Here is a 26,387-nt window from a genome sequence, read left to right as displayed (position 1 = left end):
CTGCATAAAAAACATTAAATAAAGAAATTTAAAGTAATTAAATGATTTACAAACGTTTTAATATCATTGAGTGAATCAATGATATACTTGGCAAAGTTTTTAGTTATTGAGTTTAATCCTAATGAATTATCTACAACAACCTGCTTCTTCAGGTATGAAGCTGTTTGCTGATCTTGTCGGAAAGCGTGTTACCCCCGGTGAATACTGGCATTCTTCCAGTTATCGAACTAAATTCGCTCTGCGCAGCATTTTTACGCCTATTTCTACACTTAAGCTTTTAAATAAAATTGCTAAGACACCGCTTTATAAGGATATTTTAAAAAAGCAACCCAGCTTGCCCTGCAAATTGCATCGTCCATATTTGAGCATCAATTTCAAGCGTAAACAGATTGTTTGTGCACTTAATGAACATTATAAGATATTATTTGAACAATTAGAGCCGGCTGTTATCAACAAAATATTTGATACTCATGCTTATTTGCTGGCAACGGTTCAGGGTAAAAATGAATCATTCATGATATATATTGATTCATTGGATAATCTTAATAAAGAAGGTGAGCTTTCGTTATATATTACCACAACAGAAAATGTCATTCTGGCGAAATGCGCATTCACTTTATTGACGATTAAGGGTAAGCAAACATTATTCATTGGTGTATTACAAGGCCCTGCTAAAATGGATAGTTCTCTGGATATTATCCGCCATGCCACCAAAGAATGTTATGGATTATTTCCTAAACGTTTGTTGATTGAATCCATCTGCCGTTTTGCCTCTCATGCGAATTGTGAGCAGATCTTGGCGGTCAGCAATGAGACACATATTTATCGCAGTATCCGCTATTGGCATAAAAAGAAAGATAAGATGGTGGCCGATTATAACGCCTTCTGGGAATCCCTGAATGGTATCAGGAAGGAAAATAATGATTTCCATCTGCCATCAGCCATAGAAAGGAAATCCCTGGAAGAAATCGCCAGCAAGAAACGCGCCGAATATCGCCGCCGTTACCAACTGCTGGACGAGCTGGATAACCATATCAAAGCAGCCCTGACTGATTAATTATCATCAAAAGGGGATACTTGATCGCGTGTTTAGCGTGGCTTTGCCATTAGCCATAAAAGATGAGTTTTAATGGCAGGCCACTCGCTGGCAAGCATGCTGTATACACAAGTGTCTCTTATTGAACCATCCTTTGCACGCAAGTGACTGCGCAGAATACCATCCAGTTTTGCACCCAGACGCTCGATAGCTCTGCGGCTTTGGTGATTCAGAAAATGGGTACGAAATTCCACGGCAACACCGCCAAGTTGTTCAAACGCATATTCCAGCAGTAGATATTTAGCTTCTGTATTGATAGGCGTTCTCTGGGCAGAACGTGCATACCATGTTGAGCCAATCTCCAGTCTGGGAGTTTTGGCATCAATATTCATATAGGTGGTCATGCCAACTGCCACACCGGTTTGGTTATCAATCACAGTAAAAGGCAACATACTGCCCTGTTCATGCAACGCCAAACGGCGTTCGATATCAGCCTTCACATTAGCGGGTTCAGGAATATTGGTATACCACAGCTGATGCAATTGCCCCTCTTCAATAGCCCGCACAAATTCATCATGCCTGTTATGTTCCAAAGGCACCAGAGTAACGAACTTTCCAGATAATATGACCCATTCGGTTATTTTCTTCATGCTCACTCCAATATTCTCGATTTCATCCAAGCAGCCTATACAGAGGGATCAACTCCATCCATACGCCATAAAGATTAAAATATCATCGGCATAAAAGAAACGCTGAACTATTTTTAAATATATTCACATTAAATCCCAGAATTTGAAGAACGGTTTTTACTGGCACATCATTTCTTGATACTTGTCACAATCGCTTAACAAAATGGTTCCAATCAGGCTGGAACCGTCTAAATTTGATCTCAATCTCATCCGACCACTTAGTCATACTGAAAACAATAATACTTTTAAGTCACCAAATATTCGATGGAGAATGCAATGAGCAATTACCCTCACCTGCTGGCCCCGCTGGATTTGGGCTTTACCACCCTGAAAAACCGTGTTTTGATGGGGTCAATGCATACCGGGCTTGAAGAACATCCCGATGGTGCCCGACGACTGGCGCGGTTCTATGCAGAACGGGCGGCTGGCGGTGTAGCATTGATTGTAACCGGCGGTATCGCCCCAAACGGACAGGGTGTTGTTACAGCCGGTGCAAGTATTCTGAATAATGAAGATACCCTGTCTCATCATCAAGTCATCACGGATGCCGTACATCAGGCGGGCGGGAAGATAGCCCTGCAAATCTTGCATACAGGACGTTACAGCTACCAGAAAAACCTTGTTGCTCCTTCTGCCATTCAAGCACCGATTAATCCTTTTAAGCCCCGTGAAATGTCTGAGGAAGATATCCAGCAGACGATCAGAGATTTCGCACGTTGCGCCCGGCTCGCACAACAGGCCGGATATGATGGTGTCGAAATCATGGGTTCAGAGGGCTATCTCATCAATCAGTTTCTGGTCGCCCGCACTAATCACCGGCAGGATAAGTGGGGAGGAAACTTCGAAAATCGTATGCGTTTTGCCGTGGAAATTGTTAAAGCTGCCCGCGCCATCACAGGAGAACAGTTTATTATTATCTATCGTCTCTCCATGCTGGATTTAGTGGAAGAAGGTTCTGACTGGCAAGAGATCGAACAACTGGCGAAGGAAATTGAAAAAGCCGGCGCGTCCATCATCAATACGGGGATCGGCTGGCATGAAGCTCGCATTCCAACTATCGCAACAATGGTGCCGAGAGCCGGCTTCAGTTGGGTAACTCAAAAACTAATGGGAAAAGTCAGCATTCCGTTGATTACTACCAATCGTATCAATGATCCCCATGTAGCTGAACAGACACTCAGTGAAGGCTGTGCCGATATGGTTTCCATGGCGCGCCCTTTCCTCGCTGACGCTGAATTTGTTTTAAAAGCCGAGCAAAACCGCGCTGACGAAATCAATACGTGTATTGGCTGCAACCAAGCCTGTCTGGACAGAATATTTGTCGGGAAGTTGACTTCGTGCCTGGTCAATCCACGCGCCTGCCATGAAACTGAATTCATCGCAGAGCCAGTGAAGGAACCTAAAACTATCGCAGTGATTGGCGCCGGCCCAGCGGGGTTGTCCTTTGCTGTCACGGCGGCCAGCCAAGGGCATCATGTCACGCTATTTGAACGTGACAATAAGATTGGCGGGCAATTTAATATCGCCAAACAGATCCCCGGCAAAGAAGAGTTTTACGAAACGCTGCGCTATTTTGATCGCCAATTGGCATTAAACGGTGTTGAGGTAAAGCTCAATCACACCGCAACAGCCGGTCAGCTTGCGTCGTTTGATGAGATCGTCATTGCCACGGGCATCATCCCACGGACGCCAGATATTGATGGCATCAACCATGAAAAAGTGCTGACTTACCTTGATGTATTGAAACATAAATGCAATGTAGGGCCACGTGTCGCCATTATCGGTGCAGGGGGTATTGGCTTCGATACGGCAGAATACCTGAGCCAAAATGGGCAAAGCACCAGCTTGAGTAGTCATGCGTTTAGCCAAGAATGGGGCATCGATCAAACTCTCTCCCATCGTGGTGGATTACAGCCAGAAGGGGCACAAATGGAACGTTCTCCACGAAAAATTTATCTGCTGCAACGTAAGAATTCGAAAGTCGGAGAAGGTTTGGGAAAAACCACCGGGTGGGTTCACCGCGCCAGCCTGTTGATGCGGGGTATCACGATGCTGAACAGCGTACAGTACCTGAAGATTGATGATCAGGGGCTGCATATCAGTCGCAACGGTGAACAGCAATGTCTCGAAGTGGACAATGTGATTATCTGCGCAGGGCAGGAGCCATTGAAAGATCTTTATCAGCCGCTGCAAACGATGGGGAAGAATGTGCATGTGATTGGTGGTGCCGATGTCGCGGTAGAGCTAGATGCCCGCAGAGCAATTGATCAGGGAGCCAGATTGGCGCTTAAGATTTAGCTGCACAAGTTTTAGACCTTAAATGTAGAAACGGTGATAAAAAGCTATCCGCTGATTACCACCGTTTTTATTTCAGACAATCATTAACGTTGAGCCAACTGATCCGCATTAAGACGGGCATCTTCTGCCTGACAAGCCGCAGCGGTAAACAGCACGTCAGTGGAAGAATTCAGGCCAGTTTCGGCAGAATCCTGCAACACACCGATAATGAAACCAACCGCAACAACTTGCATGGCGATTTCATTGGAAATACCGAATATGCTGCACGCTAGTGGGATCAACAACAAAGAGCCACCCGCCACTCCCGATGATCCACACGCACCAATCACAGAAACCACACTCAGCAAAATAGCAGTTGGCAGGCCAACCGTCATATCCAGTGTATTGACTGCGGCCAGCGTCAGCACCGTGATCGTAACCGCTGCACCCGCCATATTGATGGTTGCCCCCAATGGGATAGAAACTGAATAGGTATCCTCATTCAGATTCATACGGCGACACATTGCCATATTAACGGGAATGTTAGCCGCAGAACTACGGGTAAAGAATGCTGTCACACCACTTTCACGCAGGCAGGCAAAAACCAACGGATAAGGGTTGCGGCGAATTGTCCAGTAAACAATCAGCGGATTAATCACTAAGGCAACGATAATCATACAGCCAAGCAGAACAGCCAGCAGTCGAACATAGCCAAGCAGTGCTTCGAAGCCGGTTGTGGCAATAGTTGAAGCCACCAGACCAAAGATCCCGATGGGTGCCAGACGAATCACAACACGCACAAGCTGCGTAACAGCCTCAGCCAGATCCTGAACCAGAGATTTGGTCGATTCTTTGGCATGACGTAAAGCAATACCTAAACCAATTGACCATGCCAGAATGCCAACATAATTGCCTTTTAATATCGCATCAATCGGGTTAACAACGATGTTAAGCAAAATTCCTCTAATAACTTCAACGATATTGTCTGGCGGTGAAATTTTGGCATCAGTAGTCACCAGTATCAGCGTTGACGGAAACAACGTACTGCCGATAACCGCCACGACCGCTGCACCGAATGTTCCAAGCAGATAAAGGATCAAGATCGGGCGAATACTGGTTTTTTGTCCTTTTTTATGGTTTGCAATCGAGGACATCACCAATATCCAGACCAACACAGGGGCAACAGCTTTAAGAGCACTTACGAAGAGAGAGCCAAGCAAATCAGCCGATTGAGCCGTAGAAGGTAGCAGCCATGCCAATAATATCCCTGCAATTAATCCAATAATAATTTGAGTGACAAGGCTTCCCTGTACAATATATTGCACAAAGCCTTTTTGTCGTTTTTCCATAGCCCACCCATTTGATATTTTTTGGCTCAATGAGCCTGTTGTTTTTGTGTTTGCTTCCCCAGTATAGGGAAATGAAAAAAACTAAAACGAATAATTAATTGAAATATACAGACAACACAATATTTGATAACAAATTGCTTACATTTGTGTGATCGGAATGGCAATATTCTGATTGCAGCCATACAACGGTGTGGTGTGAAGCATAATAAAAAAACATAAATTCAAGCAGTCCACATGATAAATAATTAAATCATGCTATTTTGGGAAAACTTCACCCAATAATTAATCAATTGATATATATCGAAGAATTTACTTTTACATTTGAATGAATGTTCAATTGGTCACCAAAATTTCCTGTCTCGCTACTGCTGATTTTGTTAGAGTGTCCCTGTTAGTTTTTATGCCATTTTGAAAGAAGTTCGAGGGTATTTTATGACAATCGGTACTTAATATTTTGTATTTTCAAAGTACCCAACAGGAATGCACCAGAAATACACCATAAAAGTAAGATGTAATCCTTAATCCGCGTTTTAGGAACATTTGATGGAAATTGTAACAGACTTGATTTATGCACTTTGGCACCAAGATTATGAAACACTGGCTAACCCATCATTAGTATGGGCAATCTACATCCTGCTATTTACGATCCTGTTTCTGGAAAATGGGATATTGCCTGCGGCTTTTTTACCGGGCGATAGCCTGTTGATATTAGTTGGCGTTTTGATCGCAAAAGATGCCATGAGCTTCCCCGCGACGATATTCATTCTCACCGCCGGAGCAAGCCTTGGTTGCTGGGTGGGTTATCTTCAGGGACGGTGGCTTGGTAATACCAAATTGGTTCAAGGCTGGCTGTCACATCTTCCCACTCATTATTACCAACGTGCGCACAATCTGTTCCACCGCCACGGTTTATCTGCACTGCTGATCGGTCGTTTCCTTGCATTTGTCAGAACCCTGCTGCCAACACTGGCAGGAATTGCTGGGCTGAAAAACGGACGTTTCCAGATTTTCAACTGGTTAAGTGGGTTCCTGTGGGTCATCATATTAACTACTTTAGGTTATTTTCTTGGCAAAAGTCCGCTTTTCCGTCAATACGAAGAATATGTGATGAATTTTCTCGTTCTGTTACCACTGGGTTTGCTACTCATTGGCTTAATTGGCAGTCTGACGGTCATCTGGCGTAAGAGACGTGCTAACCATCCTCCTCAGTAATATCCTGTCGTGATAATTTTTCTTCTGCCAATACAAAGGCTGGCTTTTCCCTGTGGTATCGAGCCAAAACATACCACAGGGTATTGAACTTCCGGTAAATTTCCTCCTCAACTGGCCTTCCTATTTCTTTATCCAATAGCTATCTGTCAAACAGAATTTAAGATTAATCTCAGGAAGAACAGGATGATTTTTGACATCTGTGCTTTAAACTCCTTATAAAAGAGACTATGTTAGAAATTCATCCATCGTATATTTCAGGAGCATAATATGTCGCAGAAGAAAAACTCTGAAGATTTACGTACTGAATTGCAATCCCTTGCGGATACGCTGGAAGAAGTTCTCAATAGTTCCGGTGACAAATCCAAGGCTGAATTGGAAAAACTACGTAGTAAAGCAGAAAAAACGTTGAAAGATGCGCGAGTCACGCTCAGTGATGCCAGCGATAAGTTGGTCGATCAAACAAAGGAAATGGCAGGTCGTGCGGATAATTATGTTCGTGACAATCCGTGGACAGGTGTAGGAATCGGTGCAGCAGTTGGTGTTGTGTTAGGTATTCTACTGGCAAAACGCTGAGATGATCCAATCACCCCGTTCACAAGGCCCCGGCAAAGGGATCTTTGATACTTTACGACGAGTGGCAGCGATTGTTGTTAGCATGGTTGAAACCCGTATCCGGCTCATAGCCGTTGAGTTGGAAGAAAATACGGCCACGCTGGTGCAGTTGCTGCTGCTGATTGGGTTCACGCTATTACTTGCGACCTTTGGCCTGATGTGCCTGTTAATATTGATATTCTGGGTCATTGATCCTGTTTATCGAGCAACGGCAATGGCTATTACCGCAGGCATTCTGCTGATTCTTGCCGTATTTGGTGCAATATGGACGATCAGGAAAAGCAGAAAGCTGATTTTTTTCAATTCAACCCGTGAACAGCTAAAAATAGATCGCAAAATGCTGGAGGATGACCATCATGAATAAGTCACGGTGCCAACAGCGAGAATGGCGAAAACAGCAGTTATTACTGGAAATACAGCAGCAACGGCACTCACTTTCAGAGTGTACCCAACACTGGCTTGATATCACTCAGCCTTATGACAGAGGTTGGCAAACCCTATCTGCCTTCAAGCCTTATGTCGCCATTGGCTCGGGTATCGCACTGATCTATGGGATATGCCATCCCATGAAGTTTTATCGCGGGTCACGCCGTATGGTTAGCCTTTTGGGATTTATTAGGGGGATTAAGTCGGTTTTATCGGTCGCAATAACCTAAATTTCCCGTCTCCAATCTTAGTTTTATAGCCAATCAAGATAAATGTATCGCTCAGTCCTTTGCTCTCTCTGTGCCATAAAAAATAAAAGCCTTCAAAACTTGAGCGTTTTTATATAAGCAAAATTAGCAGAACTACTTCCGTCAGATAAGGCAGCCTGTTACCAGACCGCGCTTATCCGACACAGCATCACCCTTAACGCAATGCCTTAAGAATATGATACGCAGCTTCCACGCGGACAGGATTTGGATAGTTCTTGTTAGCCAACATTACAATGCCAATTTTCTCCTCCGGGATGAAAGCAATATAAGCTCCAAAGCCATCGGTACCGCCGGTCTTATGCACCCAGGATGCCGGTACGGCAGAGCGTGGCGGTATCAGTGCCTCAACCTCACGCGGTTGTAAAGCGATGTCATTGTTGCTGTCGGCAATCACCCTCTGCGGATTGATAGGCCAGTTATGCATTTCCCATCCCAATCCCTGGAACATGTTTCCCACTTGGTAATAACGAGACTGAGCCGCGAGGATAGCCTTCTTTAACTTATCGTTATCGGCAGGCAGGCTGTCCGGAGCCATATTGGCCTGCATATATTTCACCATATCTTGCGTGGTAGATTTTACCCCGTAGGCTTCTGCACTCAACATGCCCGGTGTGACGCGAACCGGTTGACCATTCTTATATCCCCACGCGTAATCTGACTGCATAGATTCAGGGACGGTTATAAAAGTATGCGTCAGTTTTAAAGGCAGGAAAACATACTTCGTCATATAGGTTTCAAATGTCAACTGGCTTTTATTTACAGCCAGCGCACCGAATAAGCCAATACTGGCATTGGAGTAATTGCGTATCATCCCAGGTGCCGACAGTGGCTTCCATTGCTGGTAGTACTGCCACAATGACTTCTGATCCGTGACCGAATCCGGGAGCTGAAGAGGAAGTCCCCCCGCAGTGTACGTCGCCAGATGCAGCATTTTAACATCCCGCCACTGACTGCCCGTTAGCTCAGGACTGTACGCCGTCACCGGATCATTAAGATTTAGAATATCGGTTTGCATGGCATATCCCCCGGCGATCCCGGTAAAGGTCTTGCTGACCGAACCTAGTTCAAACAGGGTATTTTCCGTTATCGGGCGTTGAGTTTTTATATCCGCCACGCCGTAGTTAAAAAATTGCGGCTTTCCATCATAAATCACAGCGACAGCCATACCGGGAATATCCTGTTTTTCGAGCAGCGGCGTAAGCGTATCATTGACAATTTTTTCAACCTGTTGCGCCGTCAGTGTTTTTTGTGCTGAGGCATAAAACGGAGAGGTTGCTATTGTGGCAAAGGCCAAGGTATTGATTACAAATTTTTTCATCATTGGGAAATCTTTCATAGGTTGATATATCAGACTGTTACTCTTTAAACGTAGGTTTTTCGCTCCAATGGACCTCAAACCCCAAGGTATGCAATCACGAAATGTTTAAGTCACTGGCCAGTTGTGTCAGTACTCCGCCGGAGAAATTACAGGCCTTAAAAAGCCTCGGGGACAGGCCGATTGCGGAAAGTGAAGAACCATTGTAATTATCTTTCGAAGAGAGGACAGAAAAGAGATTTTAATTGAAGGTTTATGTTCAAAAAAACAAGATTCATTTTCCAGAGCATAAACCCAACTCATTTATTGAAATCAATTAATATTCCATAAACACGGACAGTTACATTAACAATATAATAGGGCGTGTTGACGTTTTGCAAGGGATTATTAGGCAGCGTGATGATTTAGTATAATTACTTTCGCCAAAAAACAACCAGCCCTCACCATCATGCCGCGAGCTATGTTAACCGATCTCCATTGGAATAAGCTATCTGCATTGATGCAACACACCGGATGGGTTTAGACAAACCTGAACACCGTTTGACCTTGGAAAGCATTCTTTACCGGATGAGAACGAGCATTCTCTGTTCATTTTGAGCTTTCGGGTGGTCAAATTCACGATAGTGTCCACGCAGAAACCTGAACGAGCGCTAATGCTATTTTCATCTCTCGTCTTTTTCTTATTCTCTTTCAAATCCTTTTTCGTATGTCAGGTAATTCCTTCAAAAAAACTGCAATAAATTGTTAATATTCCTTACTATCAACAAATAACCTCTCTCCTTAGAATACCTGCCATCAACTCATGATTAACAAATTGTGTTTTTTAGCTCATGAGTTGGTCATTAAAAATATAAACAGACCTTTTATTATCATTGCCTTCTGTATCTTGGAGATGTTCATGAAAAAATTTGAAGATAGTAGCCTGTTGGCGGCTCGCATTTTAATATCAACCCTGTTCATTATCGCAGGATATGGGAAGCTGGGTGATGCTTATGCGGGGACACAGCAGTTCATGGAGGCAATGAAAGTTCCGGGAATTTTACTGCCACTCACTATCTTACTTGAACTGGGTGGTGGCCTTGCCGTATTGTTCGGTCTGCTGACGCGTACCACTGCGGTATTTACGTTTATTTTCTGTATTCTGACAGCACTTCTGTTCCACAGCGATTTTTCAGATGGCATGAACCAAACAATGTTCTTGAAAAATATGGCCATCGGTGCAGGTTATCTACTATTGGCGATGATGGGGCCTGGAAAATTCAGTATTGACCGCGCACTGAATAAAAACTGGTAATTGCCGGCCATTTCAAAATTATCCTCTATTGCCAAAAGCCCCTGACTGTGGATTCTCAGTAAAGGGGCTTCATTTCATGAATATTTTATTGCTTCATAAACAGTTTGGGTATTTCACGCAGGCACCACGACTTGGCCTCGCCCATACTATCGCGCCGCCATGCCATAATGATGTTGGTTTCATGGCTGTATTCCGAACCAATAACCCGTAGTCGTTTTTCGGCAATGTCCTGCTCTACCATCGGGTATGGCATCGTTGCTACCCCTAAACCCGCCAAAAGTGCACGACGCTTATCCTCTAACGTACTGACGGTTAACCGTGCTTGTTTATCCAATAATTTCACTGTCAGCACAGGGCGCTCCCTTGCTGTATCAGCGACTGCTATTCCACGGTACTTGACCCGCGTGGCATCAGATAAAGGTTCGGGTTCATGGTGGATAGGATGATCCACACTGGCAACATAGACGTTATTGATGGAATAAAGTGTACGTGAATTGATTTCCGCAGAGGGCCTGAAATGGATATCTGGTGCGATAACAATATCCGCATACCCTGTTTCCAGCCGTTCCCAAGCCCCTGCCAGCACTTCCGTCATTAATGAGAACTGTGTATTCGATTTTTTCGCCAGTTTATCCACAAGGGGGAACAGCGATACAACGGGAAACAACGCTTCACAGACGATAGTCAGGTGAGTTTCCCATCCACGGGCAAGGGCTTCTGCATCTGCCGTGAGCTTATCTGCGGCTTCCAGCAATAACCGTCCCCGCTCCAGCAACATCCGGCCAACATTGGTAAATTTCGTGCGATGACCCGATCGATCGAACAATACAACATCCAGCTCTTCTTCCAATTTTTGCATGGTATAGCTTAATGCAGAAGGCACACGCCCCAATTCATCCGCTGCTGCCGCAAAACTTCCCCGTCGGTCGATCGCATCCATAACGCGCAGGGATTCTAATGTAAGCGCCCGTTCTTTACCCATAATTTTCTCAATCAGTAATTTTGAATATAGCAACCAGATTAACTGGCTAACATTTCAACGTCCAGATAATTAAGATCAGGCAAAATTAGGTTTATCCCCATAGATTTCAAGTTGCAGCTTGAAAGATGAAGGGCATATTGGCAAAGAGATGACGGTCATGATAATAACTAGAACAGCAAATCAATGCGGTAAAGCCGATTATGGCTGGCTCAAAGCGCGCTATACTTTTTCATTCGGCCACTATTTCGACCCAAAATTTTTGAACTATGGCGCATTGCGCGTCCTTAATCAGGAAGTCCTTGCGCCTAAGGCTGAATTTCAGCCAAAAGCGTATCCCCACGTCGATATTCTGAATATTATCCTGCAAGGCGAAGCCCAATACCGGGATAGTGAGGGAAGTCATATTCATGCACGCCAAGGAGACTGCCTGCTGTTTTCCGCCCGTCAGGACATTCGCTACAGTGAACATAATATCAGCGATGAAATCCCGCTGACACGCATGCAACTCTGGCTCAATGCCTGTCCGGAACAGGAGCCGCTACCGTTGCAACGCACAGTACTGCCAAACCGACCATTAACATTACTGGCCTCTCCCTCGTCAGAAAACAAGAGCATGTTCCTGCGCCAACAGGTATGGGTAAGTTATCTGGTGATCAAGACCAGCGATATACAAACTCTGCCTTTGCGGGGAAAAAATGCTTATCTGCAATCCATCCGTGGCAATGCAAAAATCAGCGGCAGCAATCATGCCAACGTGGAAATCAAATGTGGGGATGGGGTATTTATTCAGGAAGAATTGCTGCTAAAACTGCGGGCAGACACACCATTTCAGGGGCTGCTAATCGATTTGGGTGGCTGATTCTCATACTCTGACAGCACGTTTTTCATCTGCCCAGAAAAAGAATAAGCCCTATAAAGCCAAAGCTCTATAGGGCTGAATCTGGTGGAGTTGACCGATAAGCCGGGTTCTGTCGTGGACAATCATTCATCTAGGCCAGAACTTGCGCGCTGGCTCAAGCAACCTACCCGGGTTCAGTACGGGCCGTACCATGTGAACCTCTATTTGGTCTTGCTCCGGGTGGAGTTTACCGTGCCACGGACTGTTGCCAGCCGCGCGGTGCGCTCTTACCGCACCCTTTCACCCTTACCTGATCCCACCCTTATTTTTGCAAACAAAAGTAGGCCATCGGCGGTTTGCTCTCTGTTGCACTAGTCGTAGGCTTTCACCCCCCAGACGTTATCTGGCACCCTGCCCTGTGGAGCCCGGACTTTCCTCCCCTTTACATCTCCCGAAGGAGAGCGGTAAAGCAGCGACTGTCTAGTCAACTCCGGCGCGGATTATAAGGGGTTTGATATCCGATGTATAGGCCTTTTCACGCACCTTCTTCGATTTGCTCAAGGGCATGGCGATACAGTGCGTTTTTCTTTACACCATGAATCTCCGCCGTCAATGCCGCCGCCTTCTTCAAGGGCAGTTCTTTTTGTAGTAGTTCCAGTGTTCGTAGGGCTTCTGGCGGCAGGCAATCTTCCGCCGGTTTACGATAGCCTTCAACAATCAGTACCATTTCTCCCCGGCGACGGGTTTCATCTTCTCTGATCCATGCCAAAAGCTCACCCACAGGCATACCCTTAATGGATTCCCACGTTTTGGTCAGCTCCCGTGCCAACACGACATAACGATCAGCGCCCCACACTTCCACAATATCTTCTAAACTGTCCAACAGACGATGTGTCGATTCATAGAAGATCAGCGTTCGCGGCTCCTGCGCCAAATCGCGCAGTGTATCCCGGCGTCCCTTACTTTTTGCCGGCAGAAAACCTTCGTAGCAAAAACGATCAGAAGGCAATCCGGCAGCAGACAACGCGGTGATCGCTGCACAGGGACCTGGTAGTGGAACCACATTAATGCCCGCTTCACGACAACGGCGGACAACATGATAGCCCGGATCGTTGATTAATGGTGTTCCTGCATCAGACACGAGAGCAATGCTCAAACCTTGCTCTAATTTCGCAAGTATTTGATCTGCCTTCTGCTGTTCATTATGATCATGAAGTGCGAACATGCGCGCATTAATGGCAAAATGTTGAAGCAATAGGCCAGTGTGTCGCGTATCTTCGGCTGCAATCAGATCGACATGTTTAAGAACTTCAAGTGCGCGCTGAGTGATATCCCCAAGGTTTCCGATAGGGGTTGGCACAACATATAGCGTGGATGTCGTAACCACTGCTCGATTGGTTTGATTCATTGTTTCATCCGAATGACCGATTTAAAATTGAGCATCTTTGAAAAAAACATCACTGGATACAGTATGCTTCCCTCAATTTTTGTGCGTTTCAAAACTGGTTTAGTCTGCACAGCGCTGCTGTCGACTATGATTATTGCAGGGTGTACCACGCCAGAACAGCAAGGGCAACCACCTTCTAAGCCACAAGACAAGATCAGCGCAGAGATTAACCGCTATCAGTCCATTATTGATGCAGCTCATAATCAACCGTCTCTGGATGTTATCCGCGCTTATATTGCGCTGGAAACACATACCGCAGACGACGCTGCTCACCAGAAAAACATTGATGATACATGGCAGGTACTGACGCATCTTTCCCCACAACAGTTGGGCGAACTGGTGATTAATGCCAATGAGTATACGCTTCAGGGCTGGCTTGACCTACTCAATGCCTATCACGTCAATAAACAAGATCTAGATAAGCTACGTACTGCCATCACTGACTGGCGTACCCGCTATCCAGATAACCCTGCTATCCGTAGTTTGCCCACTTCGCTGCAACAAATGCTGCTCAAGCCAAAGGACAGCCATGCCATTATCGGGCTATTCCTCCCCCTGAGCGGTCAGGCAAAAGTGTTCGGTGAGGCAATCCGTCAAGGCTTCCTTGATGCACAAAAAGGACTGCCACAGCCAACTTTGCCTGTAAATGCTACCGTATCAGCGCCAGAAGCAGGGGTAGCAGCAAATACGACTGAAACCGCACTGTCATCTTCTCCAGTCTCGGCAATTTCAAACACTATTGCTGCTGTCCCCGTCAACGATCAGCCGGTGAAAGTCTATGATACCAACAGCCAACCACTCACCAACCTGCTGGCACAAGCTGAACAAGATGGTATTACGCTGGTTGTTGGACCATTGCTGAAACCGAGTGTGGAACAATTGGTACAAATTAATACGCTATTGAACATTCTCGCCCTCAACGAACTGGACGTTTCACAATCGCGGCCTAATATCTGCTATTTCTCCCTGTCTCCTGAAAATGAGGCGCAAAATGCGGCTTTACATCTCTGGCAGCAACAAAAACGCAATCCATTAATATTAGTGCCACGTAACGAGCTAGGTAATCGGATAACTAAAGCCTTCGCAGAAGAATGGCAGAAATTGGGCGGTAATGTGGCTTTGCAACAGACTTTCGGAACACTGGGTGAAATGAAGCAATCCATCAATCGGGGTATTGGCATTCGTTTATCTGGTACGCCCATTCCAGTCAGTGCTTACCTGCCGGATGCGGGGGAATCACCGCTCAAAACGAACGGAGCGGTGATCGCCACAAGCGCCCCTACAAATTCTGCCAGTGGTGCCGTCGATGCCGTTTACATTGCAGCGACAACGGATGAACTGACTCTCATCAAGCCAATGATCGATATGGCAATCAGTTCCCGTAAGAAACCCGCGCTCTATGCTAATTCACGCAGTAATAAGGCGGGTGTCGGGCCGGATTTCCGTCTGGAAATGGACGGCATGCAGTTTAGTGACATTCCATTGCTGACAGGCGTCAATTTGCCATTAATGCAACAAGCCGCCAGTAAATTTGCCAATGACTATTCCCTGATGCGTCTCTATGCTATGGGCATAGATGCATGGTCACTGGCTAATCAGTTTACACAGCTACAGCAAGGCACTGGGTTCCATATGAAGGGGGCGTCGGGAGAGCTTTCCGTTACAAATGATTGTACAATATTACGCCATCTAGCGTGGATGCAGTTTAACAATGGCCGCATCATTATCGAGAATAATGCAGCCAATAATATTGATGCCACTGTTGACAGCACCGTTAATAAAAGCGCTGACAGCAGTAACGCAGTACAATTAATGCCATAAGTAACACTAATGGTCATTTCAGGATGAAAAAACCAAGCATCAATCGCTATGCGCAGGGACGCCATTACGAGCAGCAGGTTAAACAGTTTCTGCAACAACAGGGGCTTGTCTTTGTTGCGGAGAATGTGAAAATTCGGGGTGGGGAAATTGATCTGATTATGCGTGATAAACAGACATGGGTATTTGTCGAGGTTCGTTTCCGCCAGAACGCAACATATGGTGATGCCATTGCTACAATTACCCAGAGCAAGTGCAGAAAAATATTGCATACAGCTTCTGTCTGGCTGTATCAACGCAACGAGTGTCTGGAGACGGCCTCGTGTCGCTTTGATATTTGTGCAATTACAGGTCAGAAATTTGAATGGCTGAAAAATGCCTTCACCTGAATGAAAACCTATTGCTATACCCAATAGATTTCAAGTAGCAGCTTGAAAGATGAAGGGTATATAGGCTATCACTCTCTAAATAAAATAGATTCTTAATATATAGGTCATAACGTGCTGGATAGAATTAAAGTCTGCTTTACAGAAAGTATTCAAACTCAAATCGCAGCAGCAGAAGCATTGCCCGACGCGATATCACGCGCCGCAATGATGATGGTTCAATCACTGCTGAATGGCAACAAAATCCTTTGCTGTGGCAATGGCGGCTCTGCCGCGACAGCACAGCGTTTTGCCGCCAGTATGATAAACCGATTTGAGACAGAGCGGCCAAGCCTGCCAGCTCTGTCTCTGAATGCTGATAACGTGGTGATCACTTCCATCGCCAACAGTAAACAGCCAGACGAAATCTATGCCAAACAGGTCAGAGCGCTGGGACATGCTGGAGACGTTCTGCTTGCCATCTCTACGCACGGAAACAGCCGGGATATCATCAAGGCGGTGGAAGCGGCTGTCACGCGCGATATGACGATTGTCGCACTGACCGGTTATGATGGTGGTGAACTAGCAGGCTTACTGGGACCACAGGATGTAGAAATCCGCATCCCTTCGCATCACAGTATCAGAATTCAAGAAGTTCACATGCTGACAATTAACTGTCTGTGCGACTTAATCGATAATACGTTATTTCCTCATCAGGATGACTAAGGAGCTCAATAATGCGGCTATTTTCTCTATTAATAGTATTTTGCAGTGCAATGTTATTGCAGGGATGTATTGGTGCCGCCGTCGTGGGTTCTGCCGCGATTGCGACAAAAGCGGGTAGTGACCCCCGGTCAATTGGTCAACAGGTTGACGATGGCACGCTGGAAGCCCGCGTCAGCAATGCCATCAGCAAAGATCCGCAAATTAAGGCACAAGCCCGCATAATTGTGACTGTTTATCAGGGTAGAGTGCTGCTAACGGGACAGAGCCCGGATCTGCAACTGGCTGATCGGGCAAAACAGCTCGCCTCAAAGGTTGAAGGCACTGAAGTGGTATATAACGAAGTCCGTCAAGGTAATCCTGTTGACCTGGGTACGGCCTCTGTAGACACTTGGCTGACAACCAAAGTACGTTCCAAGATTTTAGCCAGTGATTCAGTGAAGTCATCGAATATCAAGGTCGTTACTGAAAATGGTGAAGTCTTTTTGTTTGGTATTGTCACCAGACAGGAAGGTGCAGATGCTGCGAAGATAACCAGTGAAACCAGCGGTGTTAAGCGCGTAACAACGGCATTCACTTATCTCAATTGAGATCCCGTTGAACATCACCTGTACGTATAGCGGCACAAGTCAGTGCCGCTTTTATTTGAGCATCTCATTGCTATCTCGCTATCGCAATTTATTTTGTTTCAGATAACTTTCTCCCCCTAGCTGTCGCATTTGCTGCAAAATCCACTGCTGACGCTGCAACAAATAAGCTGAGGGCGCATCAACTTTATAACGATAAGGGTTGGGTAACACCGCTGCCAGTAATGCCGCTTCAGAGGCAGTTAAACGGCTGGCCGATTTACCAAAATAATGCCATGCCGCTTCTTCCACACCAAAAATGCCATGACCAAATTCGGCAATATTGAGATAGACCGTCAAAATACGTTTCTTTGACCATAATAATTCCAAAACAATGGCCATTCCTGCTTCCAATCCCTTTCTCACCCAACTGCGACCTTCCCACAAAAACAAATTTTTGGCGGTTTGCTGGGTAATAGTGGAAGCACCCCGTATCCGCTTCTGAAATTTTTTATTATGTGCCATCGCCGTTTTGATAGCCTCAAAATCTAATCCCCAATGTTTTGGAAAATTTTGATCTTCGGCCGCAATGACGGCTAATGTCATATAAGGTGAAATTTGATTCTGATCTACCCATGAGGAACGGGAAACATAAGATAAATTAATTGACATTAAGGCACTAATTTGACGCTCTGCCATTACCATAGAAAACGGCACCGGCAGAAACGAAAACAAAATTACAGTAACGAACCACAGAATTGTGATCGCTACCGCAATTTTCTTCAACCAGAACCACAATATTGAAAAAGGATTTTTCATCCGATTACTCAATCATTTCCAATATTTTGCGAACCAATTTATCAATTCCTTGTTCAGCCTGAGATAGAGATTCAGCAAGCATATAGGCTGGAGTAGTTACAATTTTGTTTTTAAAATCAATGACAATGTCATCAACTGGGCACTCAATGTGAATTCCTCCCATTGCTTCTATTTGTGCCGCAGTTTCTGGGTCATTACCGATGGTTACTTTTATCGGCCTGCCTAATATTTTAGCTACCATAACGGGTGCAATGCACATGAATCCCATAGGTTTACCCTGCTGATGCATAGAACGCACTATACTTAATAAATCTTTATTTATTTCACATTCTGATCCTTTAAATGCGAAATTACATAAATTCTTAGCGACGCCAAAACCACCAGGAATGATCAGCGCATCCAAGGTATTAATATCAACCTGAGATAAAGGCTGGATATTTCCTCGTGTTATTCGAGCAGACTCCTGCATTGTGTGACGAGTTTCTTTTTCCTCCTTTCCATTAAGGTGATTAATTACATGATGTTGTACTTCATCAGGCGAAAAAAAAGACACTTTGGCACCCAAGCGACTTAAAGAGAGCATAGTCAGGACTGATTCGTGAATTTCACTTCCGTCATAGACTCCGCATCCACTTAATATAACTGCAACGCATTTCATATTTATCTCCATTTGTAGTAGATTAATGCTTAACCCCTTAGAGGGTTAAACACCAATCTTCATCACAGATTTTAATGAATCTTGTAACAAAAAATCTTATCTTTGCTATGTTGGTACCTGTATTCAGTACGGAAGAGTTTTTTAACTACTCGCGCCGAAAACAAATTTTAGATAAGCGGGTAGACAAGTTTCCCTGGTGTTGGCGCAGTATTCGCGCACCCCAACTTCGGTTGGGGTTATTTTTTTGTAGCGTCAGTTAACCAGTTTCTCAATGTTTCTGTATCACTTCTCCATTCCAATTTTAGCTCATCCACCCATTCTTGAACGTTATCCCACCATGCAGGTAAATCAGGTGATTGAATCTGCTGTGCCAATTGCTGTAAGTGACGTAATCCAACAGAACCCGCCGCTCCCTTGATTTTATGAGCCTCCTCGGTGATCCCTTTCTGATCCCTCGCGGTCATGTTTGAATCCAACAAGGCAAGGTAACTTGGCATCATGGTTTCAAAAATTTTCAGGTTATCAGCAATCATTTTTGGCCCGACCAAGTCGATATATTGATTGAGCAACTCTGTATCAAGTAAATCTTCGTTCTTCTTCACAACCTTTGTCTCCTGTAATGTCTGTTCAGGCTCAGACGCCTTACCCCAGAATTTCTCCATCACGGCGGTTAATTCCTTGACAGAAAGCGGCTTACTGAGCACATCATCCATTCCCACATCAAGATATTCTCTTTTATCCTTCAACACATTGGCAGTCAACGCAACCAACGGAGGAAGTGACTGGCTTGGATAGCGCTGGTGTAATTGATGGGCAATATCCAGCCCAGTCATATCCGGCAACTGAATATCAAGTAACACTAAGTCATATTCATCAGGATCAAACATCATCAATGCGTCATGGCCATTCATGGCAACATCGACACTATTTCCCAATTTCTCCAGAACGGAGCGGGCAACAATGACGTTCAGTTCAATATCTTCAACCAACAGGATGTTGAGTGCAGGCAATGGCAATTCGCTTTCTTCCTGTCCTTCTGATTTTTCATCAACAGCAGGGGCAACAATAGACAATGTAAAACAGGAACCTTGATCCACGGTGCTTTCCACGACAATATCTCCCCCCATGCTTTGGGCAAGACGTTTAGAGACGGCAAGCCCGATACCGGTTCCGGTTGCCGGACGCCCACCCGCACTGTCTGTTACCTGATAATACATGGCGAAAATTTTTTCCAACTCACTAGAAGGAATGCCAATTCCGGAATCGGTGACTTCAAATAACAGCCGTTCACCTTCTTCACGCCAGATGCGAACCCGAATCTCACCTTTCTGAGTAAATTTCACGGCATTGCCGATCAGATTCCACAAGATTTGCCGCAAGCGGGTGCCATCAGTTAAGATTTTAGCTGGCAATGGTAATTTTGGTTCTAGTACAAACCGAATGCCTTTCGGCTGTGCCAGTAGCCCTGACAGGTTTTCCAAATCAGCCATAAAGCCCGTGAAGTCAATCTGCTGGTTATCAAGCTGGGTTTTACGGCGCTCAATTTTATCCAATTCAATAATATCATTGAAAATATTGCCAAGAGTGATAGCGCTGACATGGATCGTTTTCAGATAGTTACACTGTTCTGGCGTCAGATCAGTGTCCATCAAGATGCGACTCAAACCAACAATGCCATTCAAAGGCGTACGAAGCTCATGGCTAATCGTTGAGATAAAGGTCGTCTTATCCCGACTGGCATTCTCCAATGCGTCCTGATAGCGCTTACGTTCCGTTATATCGCGCCCAAACCCCATCAGACCGTGCCTTTTGCCAACGCGATCATAAAAAGGAACTTTTCTGAGTTCAAAACAGGCCTTACGTCCATCGGGATAAACCAACCACTGTTCGTAAGTCAACGATACATTGTGACGAAACACTTTTTCATCGGTTTCCATCACCTTACTGGCGACTTCTTTATCGTAAACCTCTGTCGGTGTCAGGCCGATAAGTTGTTTTTCACTTTTGCCTGTCAGCAGTTCCATCGCACGGTTACAACCGGAAAATTCATTGTTTTCATTGCGGTAATAAACCAAGTCGGGAGAAGCATCAAGAAATGAACGTAGCAGAATCGATTGCTGCTCAAGTGCACTCTGGGTTTTTTCACGATGTTCCATTTCCGACTTTAATTTATCCAACAATACCAGATGCGTTTTTTCTGCTTTTTCTCTGTCATTGATTTCATGATTTAATTGAGTAATATTTTCTTTAAGTTGCAGGTTCAATTTGGCATCACGCTGGCGCATTTCCTCCAGTTTTGCGACCAGACTGGATAAACGCTGGCGGGATTCTTCAAGTTGCTCCACCACGATGGAAAGAAAATAAACCGCCCAAGGCGTGATCAATAAACCAAAAAAGATGGAGCCAATTAAATCAGTTCGTTGTACTTCTCCACGCCAATGTAAAGTGATTGCTATCTGTATCACCATCGCAAGGATAATGAGAACAGATGCTAGCAGTAACGAAAAACGCACCAGTCCTAATTTCATCATCAAATCGACATAATACTGGGCAAATCTCCTGATCCGCTTCATAACAACTCCAAGTAAAATCACCAGATTGAATCATAACGTAAAATAAACTCAACTTTGTTGAGGGATATCACCCCAATACCTACAGGAATAAATAGTCATAAAAACAGAATAATTAAGCGATATTTATTTTAAAAATTCTTTCAGAACAAAAAGAAATCAATTATTTATTCTTAGTCAACATAAAATATGCAATTTAATCCTATTATATTGCATGAATTAAGATTAAAATATCGCAATAATGAATTTTAAAAGAATATTTAAAATAATTATCATGCAGTATTTAGTGATATAGCTCACAATACATCAGATTAATGATCTCAGTCACAAAATACAAAACAACGATTATTTTTCTTTTAATTCAAATAAATATTATTATTTTCGTTGCAAAAAACGCGATCTGGCACGATTTGACCTGCTCTATTTTTCTCGCTAAGTTGGGAATCCACTGAAAATCACCTGTCGGATAATTCTCCGACTCATATTTATGCAGTGTCTTTATGCAGTGACATAACATCATTTTGATTTACCGCTTGTTATTGCCAATAAAGCAAGTGGTCTTTGGCTGAGGGCGCAAATCAGACGCCTGTAGCAATAATATATACCTATATCACCTTGAGGGTGATGTGAGAGTCGGACAGACCTTGGGGAGCTCTACCATGTTGTATGATAAATCGCAGGAAAAAGATAACTGTGGCTTTGGATTAATTGCGCATATTGAAGGGGAGCAAAGCCACAAGGTTGTGCGCACGGCCATACATGCGCTGGCTCGGATGCAGCATCGCGGCGCAATTCTGGCAGATGGCAAAACGGGTGATGGCTGCGGCTTATTAATGCAAAAGCCAGATCGGTTTTTCCAGATGATCGCCAGCGATCAGTCATGGCGGCTCGCCAAAAACTACGCTGTCGGCATGCTGTTTTTAAGTCAGGATGCCAAAATTGCCCAATCATGTCGTGACATTGTCGAACAAGAATTACAAAACGAAACCTTGTCCATTGTGGGTTGGCGGGAAGTCCCTATCAACCGCGATATTTTAGGCGGGATTGCCCTGTCAAGCCTCCCTCGTATTGAGCAGATTTTTATCAATGCCCCGGCCGGATGGCGGCCGCAAGATCTGGAGCGCCGGTTGTTCATTGCCCGACGCCGTATAGAGAAGCGCATCACTAATGACGACTTTTATGTTTGCAGCCTGTCCAATCTCGTCACGATTTACAAAGGACTGTGCATGGCGGCTGATTTACCGCGCTTCTACCTCGATTTGGCGGATTTGCGGATGGAATCCTCTATCTGTTTATTTCACCAAAGATTTTCAACCAATACGGTTCCTCGCTGGCCGCTGGCACAACCGTTTCGCTATCTCGCCCACAACGGGGAAATCAATACCATCACCGGCAATCGCGAATGGGCAAGAGCAAGGGCCTATAAATTCCGGACACCACTGATCCCCGACTTACAAACTGCCGCGCCTTTCATCAATGAAACCGGCTCAGATTCCAGTTCACTGGACAATATGCTGGAATTGTTCCTCAATGGTGGTATGGATTTAATTCGGGCAATGCGTCTGCTGGTTCCCCCTGCATGGCAAAATAATCCTGATATGGATGATGATCTGCGGGCATTCTTCGACTTCAACTCCATGCACATGGAGCCGTGGGATGGGCCTGCTGGCATCGTGATTTCCGATGGACGCTACGCAGCCTGTAATTTGGATCGCAACGGCCTGCGCCCCGCCCGTTATGTGATTACCAAAGATAAGCTGATCACTTGTGCTTCCGAAGTGGGCATTTGGGACTACCAACCTGATGAAGTCGTAGAAAAAGGACGCGTTGGCCCTGGTGAGTTAATGGTAATTGACACCTATGAAGGCCGCATTCTCCATTCCGCTGAAACCGATAATGATTTGAAAATCCGCCATCCTTACAAAGAGTGGCTGGACAAAAATGTCAAACAATTGACCCCATTTGAGAAACTGCCGGAAGATCAAATCGGTCAGCGTGATTTAGATGATCGGATGCTGGCGACTTATCACAAACAATTTGCCTACAGTAATGAAGAGCTGGATCAAATTATCCGTGTGCTCGGTGAGAATGGACAGGAAGCCACTGGCTCAATGGGGGATGATACTCCGTTTGCGGTGCTTTCCAGCCGTCCACGTGTCATTTATGACTATTTTCGGCAGCAATTTGCCCAAGTTACCAATCCTCCCATCGATCCACTGCGTGAAGCTCATGTCATGTCGCTGGCGACCCGTATTGGGCGGGAAATGAACGTCTTTTGTGAAGCAGAAGGTCAGGCACATCGGCTGAGTTTTGAGTCCCCTGTACTGCTCTATTCTGATTTTGTGCAACTCACGACACAGCAAGAACCCTACTATCACGCTGAAATACTGGATTTGACGTTTAATCCACAAGAAAGCAGCCTCAAAAGTGCTGTCACAACGTTATGCAAACAAGCTGAAGAACTGATCCGCAACGGAGCGGTATTGCTGGTTCTGTCTGACCGAAATATTTCACCAGAAAAATTGCCTATTCCCGCCCCCATGGCTGTCGGAGCTATCCAGCACTGTCTGGTTGAGAAAAGCCTCCGCTGTGATGCTAACCTGATCGTAGAAACCGCCAGCGCCCGCGATCCACACCATTTTGCCGTACTATTGGGCTTTGGTGCCACTGCGGTTTATCCCTATCTGGCGTATGAATCACTGGGAAAAATGGTGGACGATGGCACGATCAACACGCCATATATCCGCGTTATGCTGAACTATCGCAACGGCATCAATAAAGGGCTATATAAGATTATGTCCAAAATGGGCATTTCCACTATTTCCTCTTATCGTTGCTCTAAATTATTCGAAGCCGTCGGCCTGCATTCCGATGTGACAGATCTGTGTTTTAACGGCGTTGTCAGCCGTATTGAAGGGGCAGATTTCAACGATTTTGAACAAGATCTGCGTAATCTATCCAAACGGGCGTGGTTACATCGCCATACCCTTGAGCTGGGGGGATTGCTGAAATATGCCTATGATGGGGAATATCACGCTTATAACCCCGATGTCATCAATACATTGCAGGCGGCTGTTCACAGTGGCAAATACAGTGATTATCAGAAATATTCCCAGCTAGTGAACGGCCGCCCCGCCACGACGCTGCGAGATTTGCTCGCTATTTCTTCTAAAGCAGAGCCCATCGCCATTGAGGAAGTCCAACCAGCCGAATCCCTGTTCAAACGTTTTGACACGGCTGCCATGTCAATTGGTGCCCTAAGCCCTGAAGCCCATGAAGCACTGGCTGAGGCGATGAATACGCTGGGCGGTTTTTCCAATTCCGGTGAAGGAGGGGAAGATCCTGCGCGTTATGGCACGAAGAAAGTGTCCCGCATTAAACAAGTCGCTTCCGGACGTTTCGGGGTAACTCCCGCGTATCTGAGCAGTGCTGATGTGATCCAAATAAAAGTTGCCCAAGGAGCAAAACCAGGGGAAGGCGGCCAGTTGCCGGGGGATAAGGTGACGCCTTATATCGCCAGACTGCGCTATTCCGTACCGGGGGTGACACTGATTTCACCGCCGCCGCATCACGATATTTATTCTATCGAAGATTTGGCTCAGTTAATTTTCGACCTTAAGCAGGTCAATCCGAAAGCACTAATTTCAGTCAAACTGGTTTCAGAACCGGGCGTAGGAACTATTGCCACAGGTGTGGCAAAAGCCTATGCGGATTTGATCACCATTGCCGGTTATGACGGAGGAACAGGCGCAAGTCCGCTGTCATCAGTGAAATATGCCGGCTGTCCGTGGGAACTGGGTCTGGTAGAAACGCAACAGGCGTTAGTCGCCAATGGACTACGCCATAAAGTCCGCCTTCAGGTTGATGGCGGATTGAAAACAGGTGTGGATATCATTAAGGCCGCCATTTTAGGTGCGGAAAGTTTCGGCTTCGGCACGGGGCCAATGGTTGCCCTCGGGTGTAAATATCTGCGGATCTGCCATCTGAATAACTGTGCTACTGGCGTGGCAACGCAAGATGAAAAATTGCGTAAGTCTCACTATCATGGCCTGCCTGAGCGCGTGATCAATTATTTCCGTTTCATTGCGCAGGAGACACGTGAGCTCATGGCGCAACTGGGCATACGGGAATTAACGGATCTGATTGGCCGGACAGACTTACTTCAGATATTGGAAGGCATTTCTGCCAAACAAAGTAAGCTCAACCTTGAGCCGCTGCTGGAAACCGCACAACCCCACGAAGGCAAGGATCTGCATTGTACTGAAGATAACCCGTCATTTGATCAGGGTATTTTGAATAAAAATATCATCAAGCAGGCTATGCCTTATGTGAAAAATTCACAGAGTAAAAAACTTTATTTTGATATCCAAAATACTGATCGTTCCGTCGGAGCCTCACTGTCAGGTGAAATCGCGGCGTTGCATGGTGATCAGGGTCTGGCAGCCGATCCCATAAAGTTACACTTCACAGGCACAGCCGGGCAAAGTTTTGGCGTCTGGAATGCGGGTGGCGTCGAATTGACATTAACTGGCGATGCCAATGATTACGTCGGAAAGGGCATGGCGGGAGGTCAAATTGTCATTCGACCTCCGGTTGGTTCTGCATTCAGAAGTAACGAAGCGACCATCATCGGTAATACCTGTCTTTATGGTGCAACAGGCGGAAAATTGTTTGCCGCCGGAAATGCAGGCGAGCGCTTTGCCGTACGCAACTCCGGTGCTATCACGGTTATCGAAGGCATCGGTGATAATGGCTGTGAATATATGACCGGTGGGATCGTCTGTGTTCTGGGCAACACAGGGGTGAATTTTGGCGCTGGCATGACTGGCGGATTCGCTTACGTTCTTGATGAATTTGATGATTTCCGCAAACGAGTCAACCCAGAATTGGTCGAAGTACTCTCAATAGATACCTTGGCCATTCACAAAGAACACTTGCGTGGATTGATCACCGAACACGTCCGATTGACGGGCTCCCAGCATGGCGAAAGCATACTGGAAAGCTGGTCACAATGGGTCAATAAATTCGCGCTGGTTAAACCTAAGTCCAGTGATGTCAGTGCATTGTTGGGACACCGCAGCCGTTCTTCCGCAGAATTGCGGGTTCAAGCGCAGTAAGGAGT

General features: G+C 45.5%; 21 protein-coding genes, 1 other RNA gene and 1 pseudogene. 14 read left to right on the top strand and 9 right to left on the bottom strand.

Annotation, left to right across the window (positions count from 1 at the left end; genetic code table 11):
* Positions 1-121 precede the first annotated feature (121 nt).
* Positions 122-1,057: a VirK/YbjX family protein gene (locus tag XBJ1_RS16505; protein WP_012990176.1), complete on the top strand. Its 936-nt coding sequence runs from the start codon at positions 122-124 to the stop codon at positions 1,055-1,057.
* A gap of 32 nt (positions 1,058-1,089) precedes the next feature.
* Here XBJ1_RS16505 and XBJ1_RS16500 read toward each other — a convergent pair whose 3' ends face one another.
* Positions 1,090-1,686: a GNAT family N-acetyltransferase gene (locus XBJ1_RS16500; RefSeq protein ID WP_012990175.1), complete on the bottom strand. Its 597-nt coding sequence runs from the start codon at positions 1,684-1,686 to the stop codon at positions 1,090-1,092.
* 315 nt (positions 1,687-2,001) lie between these two features.
* Between XBJ1_RS16500 and XBJ1_RS16495 the strand changes: the two genes are divergently transcribed.
* Positions 2,002-4,023 (top strand): FAD-dependent oxidoreductase, encoded by a 2,022-nt coding sequence (locus XBJ1_RS16495; RefSeq protein WP_012990174.1) that lies wholly within the window; start codon positions 2,002-2,004, stop codon positions 4,021-4,023.
* 83 nt (positions 4,024-4,106) lie between these two features.
* On the opposite strand, the gene sstT is transcribed toward XBJ1_RS16495, so the two are convergent.
* Complete coding sequence (gene sstT, locus XBJ1_RS16490; RefSeq protein ID WP_012990173.1) at positions 4,107-5,351, bottom strand: serine/threonine transporter SstT; 1,245 nt, start codon at positions 5,349-5,351, stop codon at positions 4,107-4,109.
* Between the two features lie 543 nt (positions 5,352-5,894).
* Between sstT and XBJ1_RS16485 the strand changes: the two genes are divergently transcribed.
* The 4 genes from XBJ1_RS16485 to XBJ1_RS16470 all read left to right on the top strand — a co-directional run bounded on the left by XBJ1_RS16485 (position 5,895) and on the right by XBJ1_RS16470 (position 7,831).
* Entirely contained in the window at positions 5,895-6,563 is a 669-nt protein-coding gene (locus tag XBJ1_RS16485) for a DedA family protein (RefSeq protein WP_012990172.1), read from the top strand.
* 267 nt (positions 6,564-6,830) lie between these two features.
* Positions 6,831-7,136 carry a DUF883 family protein gene (locus XBJ1_RS16480; RefSeq protein WP_012990171.1) on the top strand — a complete coding sequence of 102 codons (306 nt, stop codon included), beginning with the start codon at positions 6,831-6,833 and terminating at the stop codon, positions 7,134-7,136.
* 1 nt (position 7,137) lies between these two features.
* Positions 7,138-7,539 (top strand): phage holin family protein, encoded by a 402-nt coding sequence (locus XBJ1_RS16475; RefSeq protein WP_012990170.1) that lies wholly within the window; start codon positions 7,138-7,140, stop codon positions 7,537-7,539.
* Positions 7,532-7,831 (top strand): YqjK-like family protein, encoded by a 300-nt coding sequence (locus tag XBJ1_RS16470; RefSeq protein ID WP_012990169.1) that lies wholly within the window; start codon positions 7,532-7,534, stop codon positions 7,829-7,831. Before XBJ1_RS16475 ends, XBJ1_RS16470 begins: the two co-directional genes overlap by 8 nt.
* 193 nt (positions 7,832-8,024) lie before the next feature.
* On the opposite strand, the gene ampC is transcribed toward XBJ1_RS16470, so the two are convergent.
* Positions 8,025-9,191 (bottom strand): class C beta-lactamase, encoded by a 1,167-nt coding sequence (gene ampC / locus XBJ1_RS16465; protein ID WP_071822526.1) that lies wholly within the window; start codon positions 9,189-9,191, stop codon positions 8,025-8,027.
* A gap of 442 nt (positions 9,192-9,633) precedes the next feature.
* Here ampC and XBJ1_RS22060 point away from each other — a divergent pair.
* Both XBJ1_RS22060 and XBJ1_RS16460 read left to right on the top strand, forming a co-directional pair.
* Positions 9,634-9,767, top strand: a pseudogene (locus tag XBJ1_RS22060) (IS5/IS1182 family transposase); the annotation flags it as partial.
* Between the two features lie 316 nt (positions 9,768-10,083).
* Positions 10,084-10,479 (top strand): DoxX family protein, encoded by a 396-nt coding sequence (locus XBJ1_RS16460; RefSeq protein WP_012990167.1) that lies wholly within the window; start codon positions 10,084-10,086, stop codon positions 10,477-10,479.
* A gap of 85 nt (positions 10,480-10,564) precedes the next feature.
* Here XBJ1_RS16460 and XBJ1_RS16455 read toward each other — a convergent pair whose 3' ends face one another.
* A complete protein-coding gene (locus XBJ1_RS16455) occupies positions 10,565-11,461 on the bottom strand; it encodes a LysR family transcriptional regulator (protein ID WP_012990166.1) in 897 nt (298 codons plus the stop codon).
* 157 nt (positions 11,462-11,618) lie between these two features.
* Between XBJ1_RS16455 and XBJ1_RS16450 the strand changes: the two genes are divergently transcribed.
* Positions 11,619-12,320, top strand: a complete 702-nt coding sequence (locus XBJ1_RS16450) for a pirin family protein (protein WP_012990165.1) — start codon at positions 11,619-11,621, stop codon at positions 12,318-12,320.
* 82 nt (positions 12,321-12,402) lie between these two features.
* On the opposite strand, the gene rnpB is transcribed toward XBJ1_RS16450, so the two are convergent.
* Positions 12,403-12,791, bottom strand: an RNA gene (gene rnpB / locus XBJ1_RS19170) — RNase P RNA component class A.
* A gap of 43 nt (positions 12,792-12,834) precedes the next feature.
* A complete protein-coding gene (rsmI, locus tag XBJ1_RS16445; RefSeq protein ID WP_012990164.1) occupies positions 12,835-13,707 on the bottom strand; it encodes a 16S rRNA (cytidine(1402)-2'-O)-methyltransferase in 873 nt (290 codons plus the stop codon).
* Positions 13,708-13,770: 63 nt separating this feature from the next.
* Between rsmI and XBJ1_RS16440 the strand changes: the two genes are divergently transcribed.
* The 4 genes from XBJ1_RS16440 to dolP all read left to right on the top strand — a co-directional run bounded on the left by XBJ1_RS16440 (position 13,771) and on the right by dolP (position 17,242).
* Positions 13,771-15,567: a penicillin-binding protein activator gene (locus XBJ1_RS16440; protein WP_038199388.1), complete on the top strand. Its 1,797-nt coding sequence runs from the start codon at positions 13,771-13,773 to the stop codon at positions 15,565-15,567.
* Between the two features lie 23 nt (positions 15,568-15,590).
* Positions 15,591-15,953, top strand: a complete 363-nt coding sequence (locus XBJ1_RS16435; protein ID WP_012990162.1) for a YraN family protein — start codon at positions 15,591-15,593, stop codon at positions 15,951-15,953.
* 111 nt (positions 15,954-16,064) lie between these two features.
* The gene (gene diaA / locus XBJ1_RS16430; RefSeq protein ID WP_012990161.1) at positions 16,065-16,655 is read left to right on the top strand and encodes a DnaA initiator-associating protein DiaA; all 591 of its coding nucleotides are present in this window, start codon (positions 16,065-16,067) and stop codon (positions 16,653-16,655) included.
* 11 nt (positions 16,656-16,666) lie between these two features.
* Positions 16,667-17,242, top strand: coding sequence for a division/outer membrane stress-associated lipid-binding lipoprotein (gene dolP, locus XBJ1_RS16425; protein WP_038199386.1), 576 nt, complete (start codon positions 16,667-16,669; stop codon positions 17,240-17,242).
* A gap of 78 nt (positions 17,243-17,320) precedes the next feature.
* Here the strand turns inward: dolP and mtgA are convergent, their stop codons facing one another.
* The 3 genes from mtgA to arcB all read right to left on the bottom strand — a co-directional run bounded on the left by mtgA (position 17,321) and on the right by arcB (position 21,268).
* Entirely contained in the window at positions 17,321-18,037 is a 717-nt protein-coding gene (gene mtgA / locus XBJ1_RS16420) for a monofunctional biosynthetic peptidoglycan transglycosylase (protein ID WP_012990159.1), read from the bottom strand.
* 4 nt (positions 18,038-18,041) lie between these two features.
* Entirely contained in the window at positions 18,042-18,695 is a 654-nt protein-coding gene (gene elbB, locus XBJ1_RS16415) for an isoprenoid biosynthesis glyoxalase ElbB (RefSeq protein ID WP_012990158.1), read from the bottom strand.
* A gap of 236 nt (positions 18,696-18,931) precedes the next feature.
* A complete protein-coding gene (arcB, locus tag XBJ1_RS16410) occupies positions 18,932-21,268 on the bottom strand; it encodes an aerobic respiration two-component sensor histidine kinase ArcB (RefSeq protein ID WP_038199383.1) in 2,337 nt (778 codons plus the stop codon).
* A gap of 656 nt (positions 21,269-21,924) precedes the next feature.
* Here arcB and gltB point away from each other — a divergent pair.
* Positions 21,925-26,382 carry a glutamate synthase large subunit gene (gene gltB, locus XBJ1_RS16405; RefSeq protein ID WP_012990155.1) on the top strand — a complete coding sequence of 1,486 codons (4,458 nt, stop codon included), beginning with the start codon at positions 21,925-21,927 and terminating at the stop codon, positions 26,380-26,382.
* Positions 26,383-26,387 lie beyond the last annotated feature (5 nt).

The organism is Xenorhabdus bovienii SS-2004, from assembly GCF_000027225.1.
In the GTDB taxonomy this organism is placed as follows: domain Bacteria; phylum Pseudomonadota; class Gammaproteobacteria; order Enterobacterales; family Enterobacteriaceae; genus Xenorhabdus; species Xenorhabdus bovienii_C.
This window is presented reverse-complemented; position numbering and strand designations above follow the sequence as displayed.

What these genes read in the sequence shown, in the direction of transcription:
- XBJ1_RS16440 (WP_038199388.1), top strand. Translation starts at nt 13,771, where the DNA reads ATGCTTCCCTCAATTTTTGTGCGTTTCAAAACTGGTTTAGTCTGCACA.
- arcB (WP_038199383.1), bottom strand. Translation starts at nt 21,268, where the DNA reads ATGAAGCGGATCAGGAGATTTGCCCAGTATTATGTCGATTTGATGATG.
- rsmI (WP_012990164.1), bottom strand. Translation starts at nt 13,707, where the DNA reads ATGAATCAAACCAATCGAGCAGTGGTTACGACATCCACGCTATATGTT.
- XBJ1_RS16485 (WP_012990172.1), top strand. Translation starts at nt 5,895, where the DNA reads ATGGAAATTGTAACAGACTTGATTTATGCACTTTGGCACCAAGATTAT.
- XBJ1_RS16505 (WP_012990176.1), top strand. Translation starts at nt 122, where the DNA reads ATGAATTATCTACAACAACCTGCTTCTTCAGGTATGAAGCTGTTTGCT.
- ampC (WP_071822526.1), bottom strand. Translation starts at nt 9,191, where the DNA reads ATGATGAAAAAATTTGTAATCAATACCTTGGCCTTTGCCACAATAGCA.
- XBJ1_RS16450 (WP_012990165.1), top strand. Translation starts at nt 11,619, where the DNA reads ATGATAATAACTAGAACAGCAAATCAATGCGGTAAAGCCGATTATGGC.
- XBJ1_RS16500 (WP_012990175.1), bottom strand. Translation starts at nt 1,686, where the DNA reads ATGAAGAAAATAACCGAATGGGTCATATTATCTGGAAAGTTCGTTACT.
- XBJ1_RS16480 (WP_012990171.1), top strand. Translation starts at nt 6,831, where the DNA reads ATGTCGCAGAAGAAAAACTCTGAAGATTTACGTACTGAATTGCAATCC.
- XBJ1_RS16455 (WP_012990166.1), bottom strand. Translation starts at nt 11,461, where the DNA reads ATGGGTAAAGAACGGGCGCTTACATTAGAATCCCTGCGCGTTATGGAT.
- XBJ1_RS16495 (WP_012990174.1), top strand. Translation starts at nt 2,002, where the DNA reads ATGAGCAATTACCCTCACCTGCTGGCCCCGCTGGATTTGGGCTTTACC.
- XBJ1_RS16460 (WP_012990167.1), top strand. Translation starts at nt 10,084, where the DNA reads ATGAAAAAATTTGAAGATAGTAGCCTGTTGGCGGCTCGCATTTTAATA.
- XBJ1_RS16470 (WP_012990169.1), top strand. Translation starts at nt 7,532, where the DNA reads ATGAATAAGTCACGGTGCCAACAGCGAGAATGGCGAAAACAGCAGTTA.
- dolP (WP_038199386.1), top strand. Translation starts at nt 16,667, where the DNA reads ATGCGGCTATTTTCTCTATTAATAGTATTTTGCAGTGCAATGTTATTG.
- sstT (WP_012990173.1), bottom strand. Translation starts at nt 5,351, where the DNA reads ATGGAAAAACGACAAAAAGGCTTTGTGCAATATATTGTACAGGGAAGC.
- elbB (WP_012990158.1), bottom strand. Translation starts at nt 18,695, where the DNA reads ATGAAATGCGTTGCAGTTATATTAAGTGGATGCGGAGTCTATGACGGA.
- XBJ1_RS16435 (WP_012990162.1), top strand. Translation starts at nt 15,591, where the DNA reads ATGAAAAAACCAAGCATCAATCGCTATGCGCAGGGACGCCATTACGAG.
- gltB (WP_012990155.1), top strand. Translation starts at nt 21,925, where the DNA reads ATGTTGTATGATAAATCGCAGGAAAAAGATAACTGTGGCTTTGGATTA.
- XBJ1_RS16475 (WP_012990170.1), top strand. Translation starts at nt 7,138, where the DNA reads ATGATCCAATCACCCCGTTCACAAGGCCCCGGCAAAGGGATCTTTGAT.
- mtgA (WP_012990159.1), bottom strand. Translation starts at nt 18,037, where the DNA reads ATGAAAAATCCTTTTTCAATATTGTGGTTCTGGTTGAAGAAAATTGCG.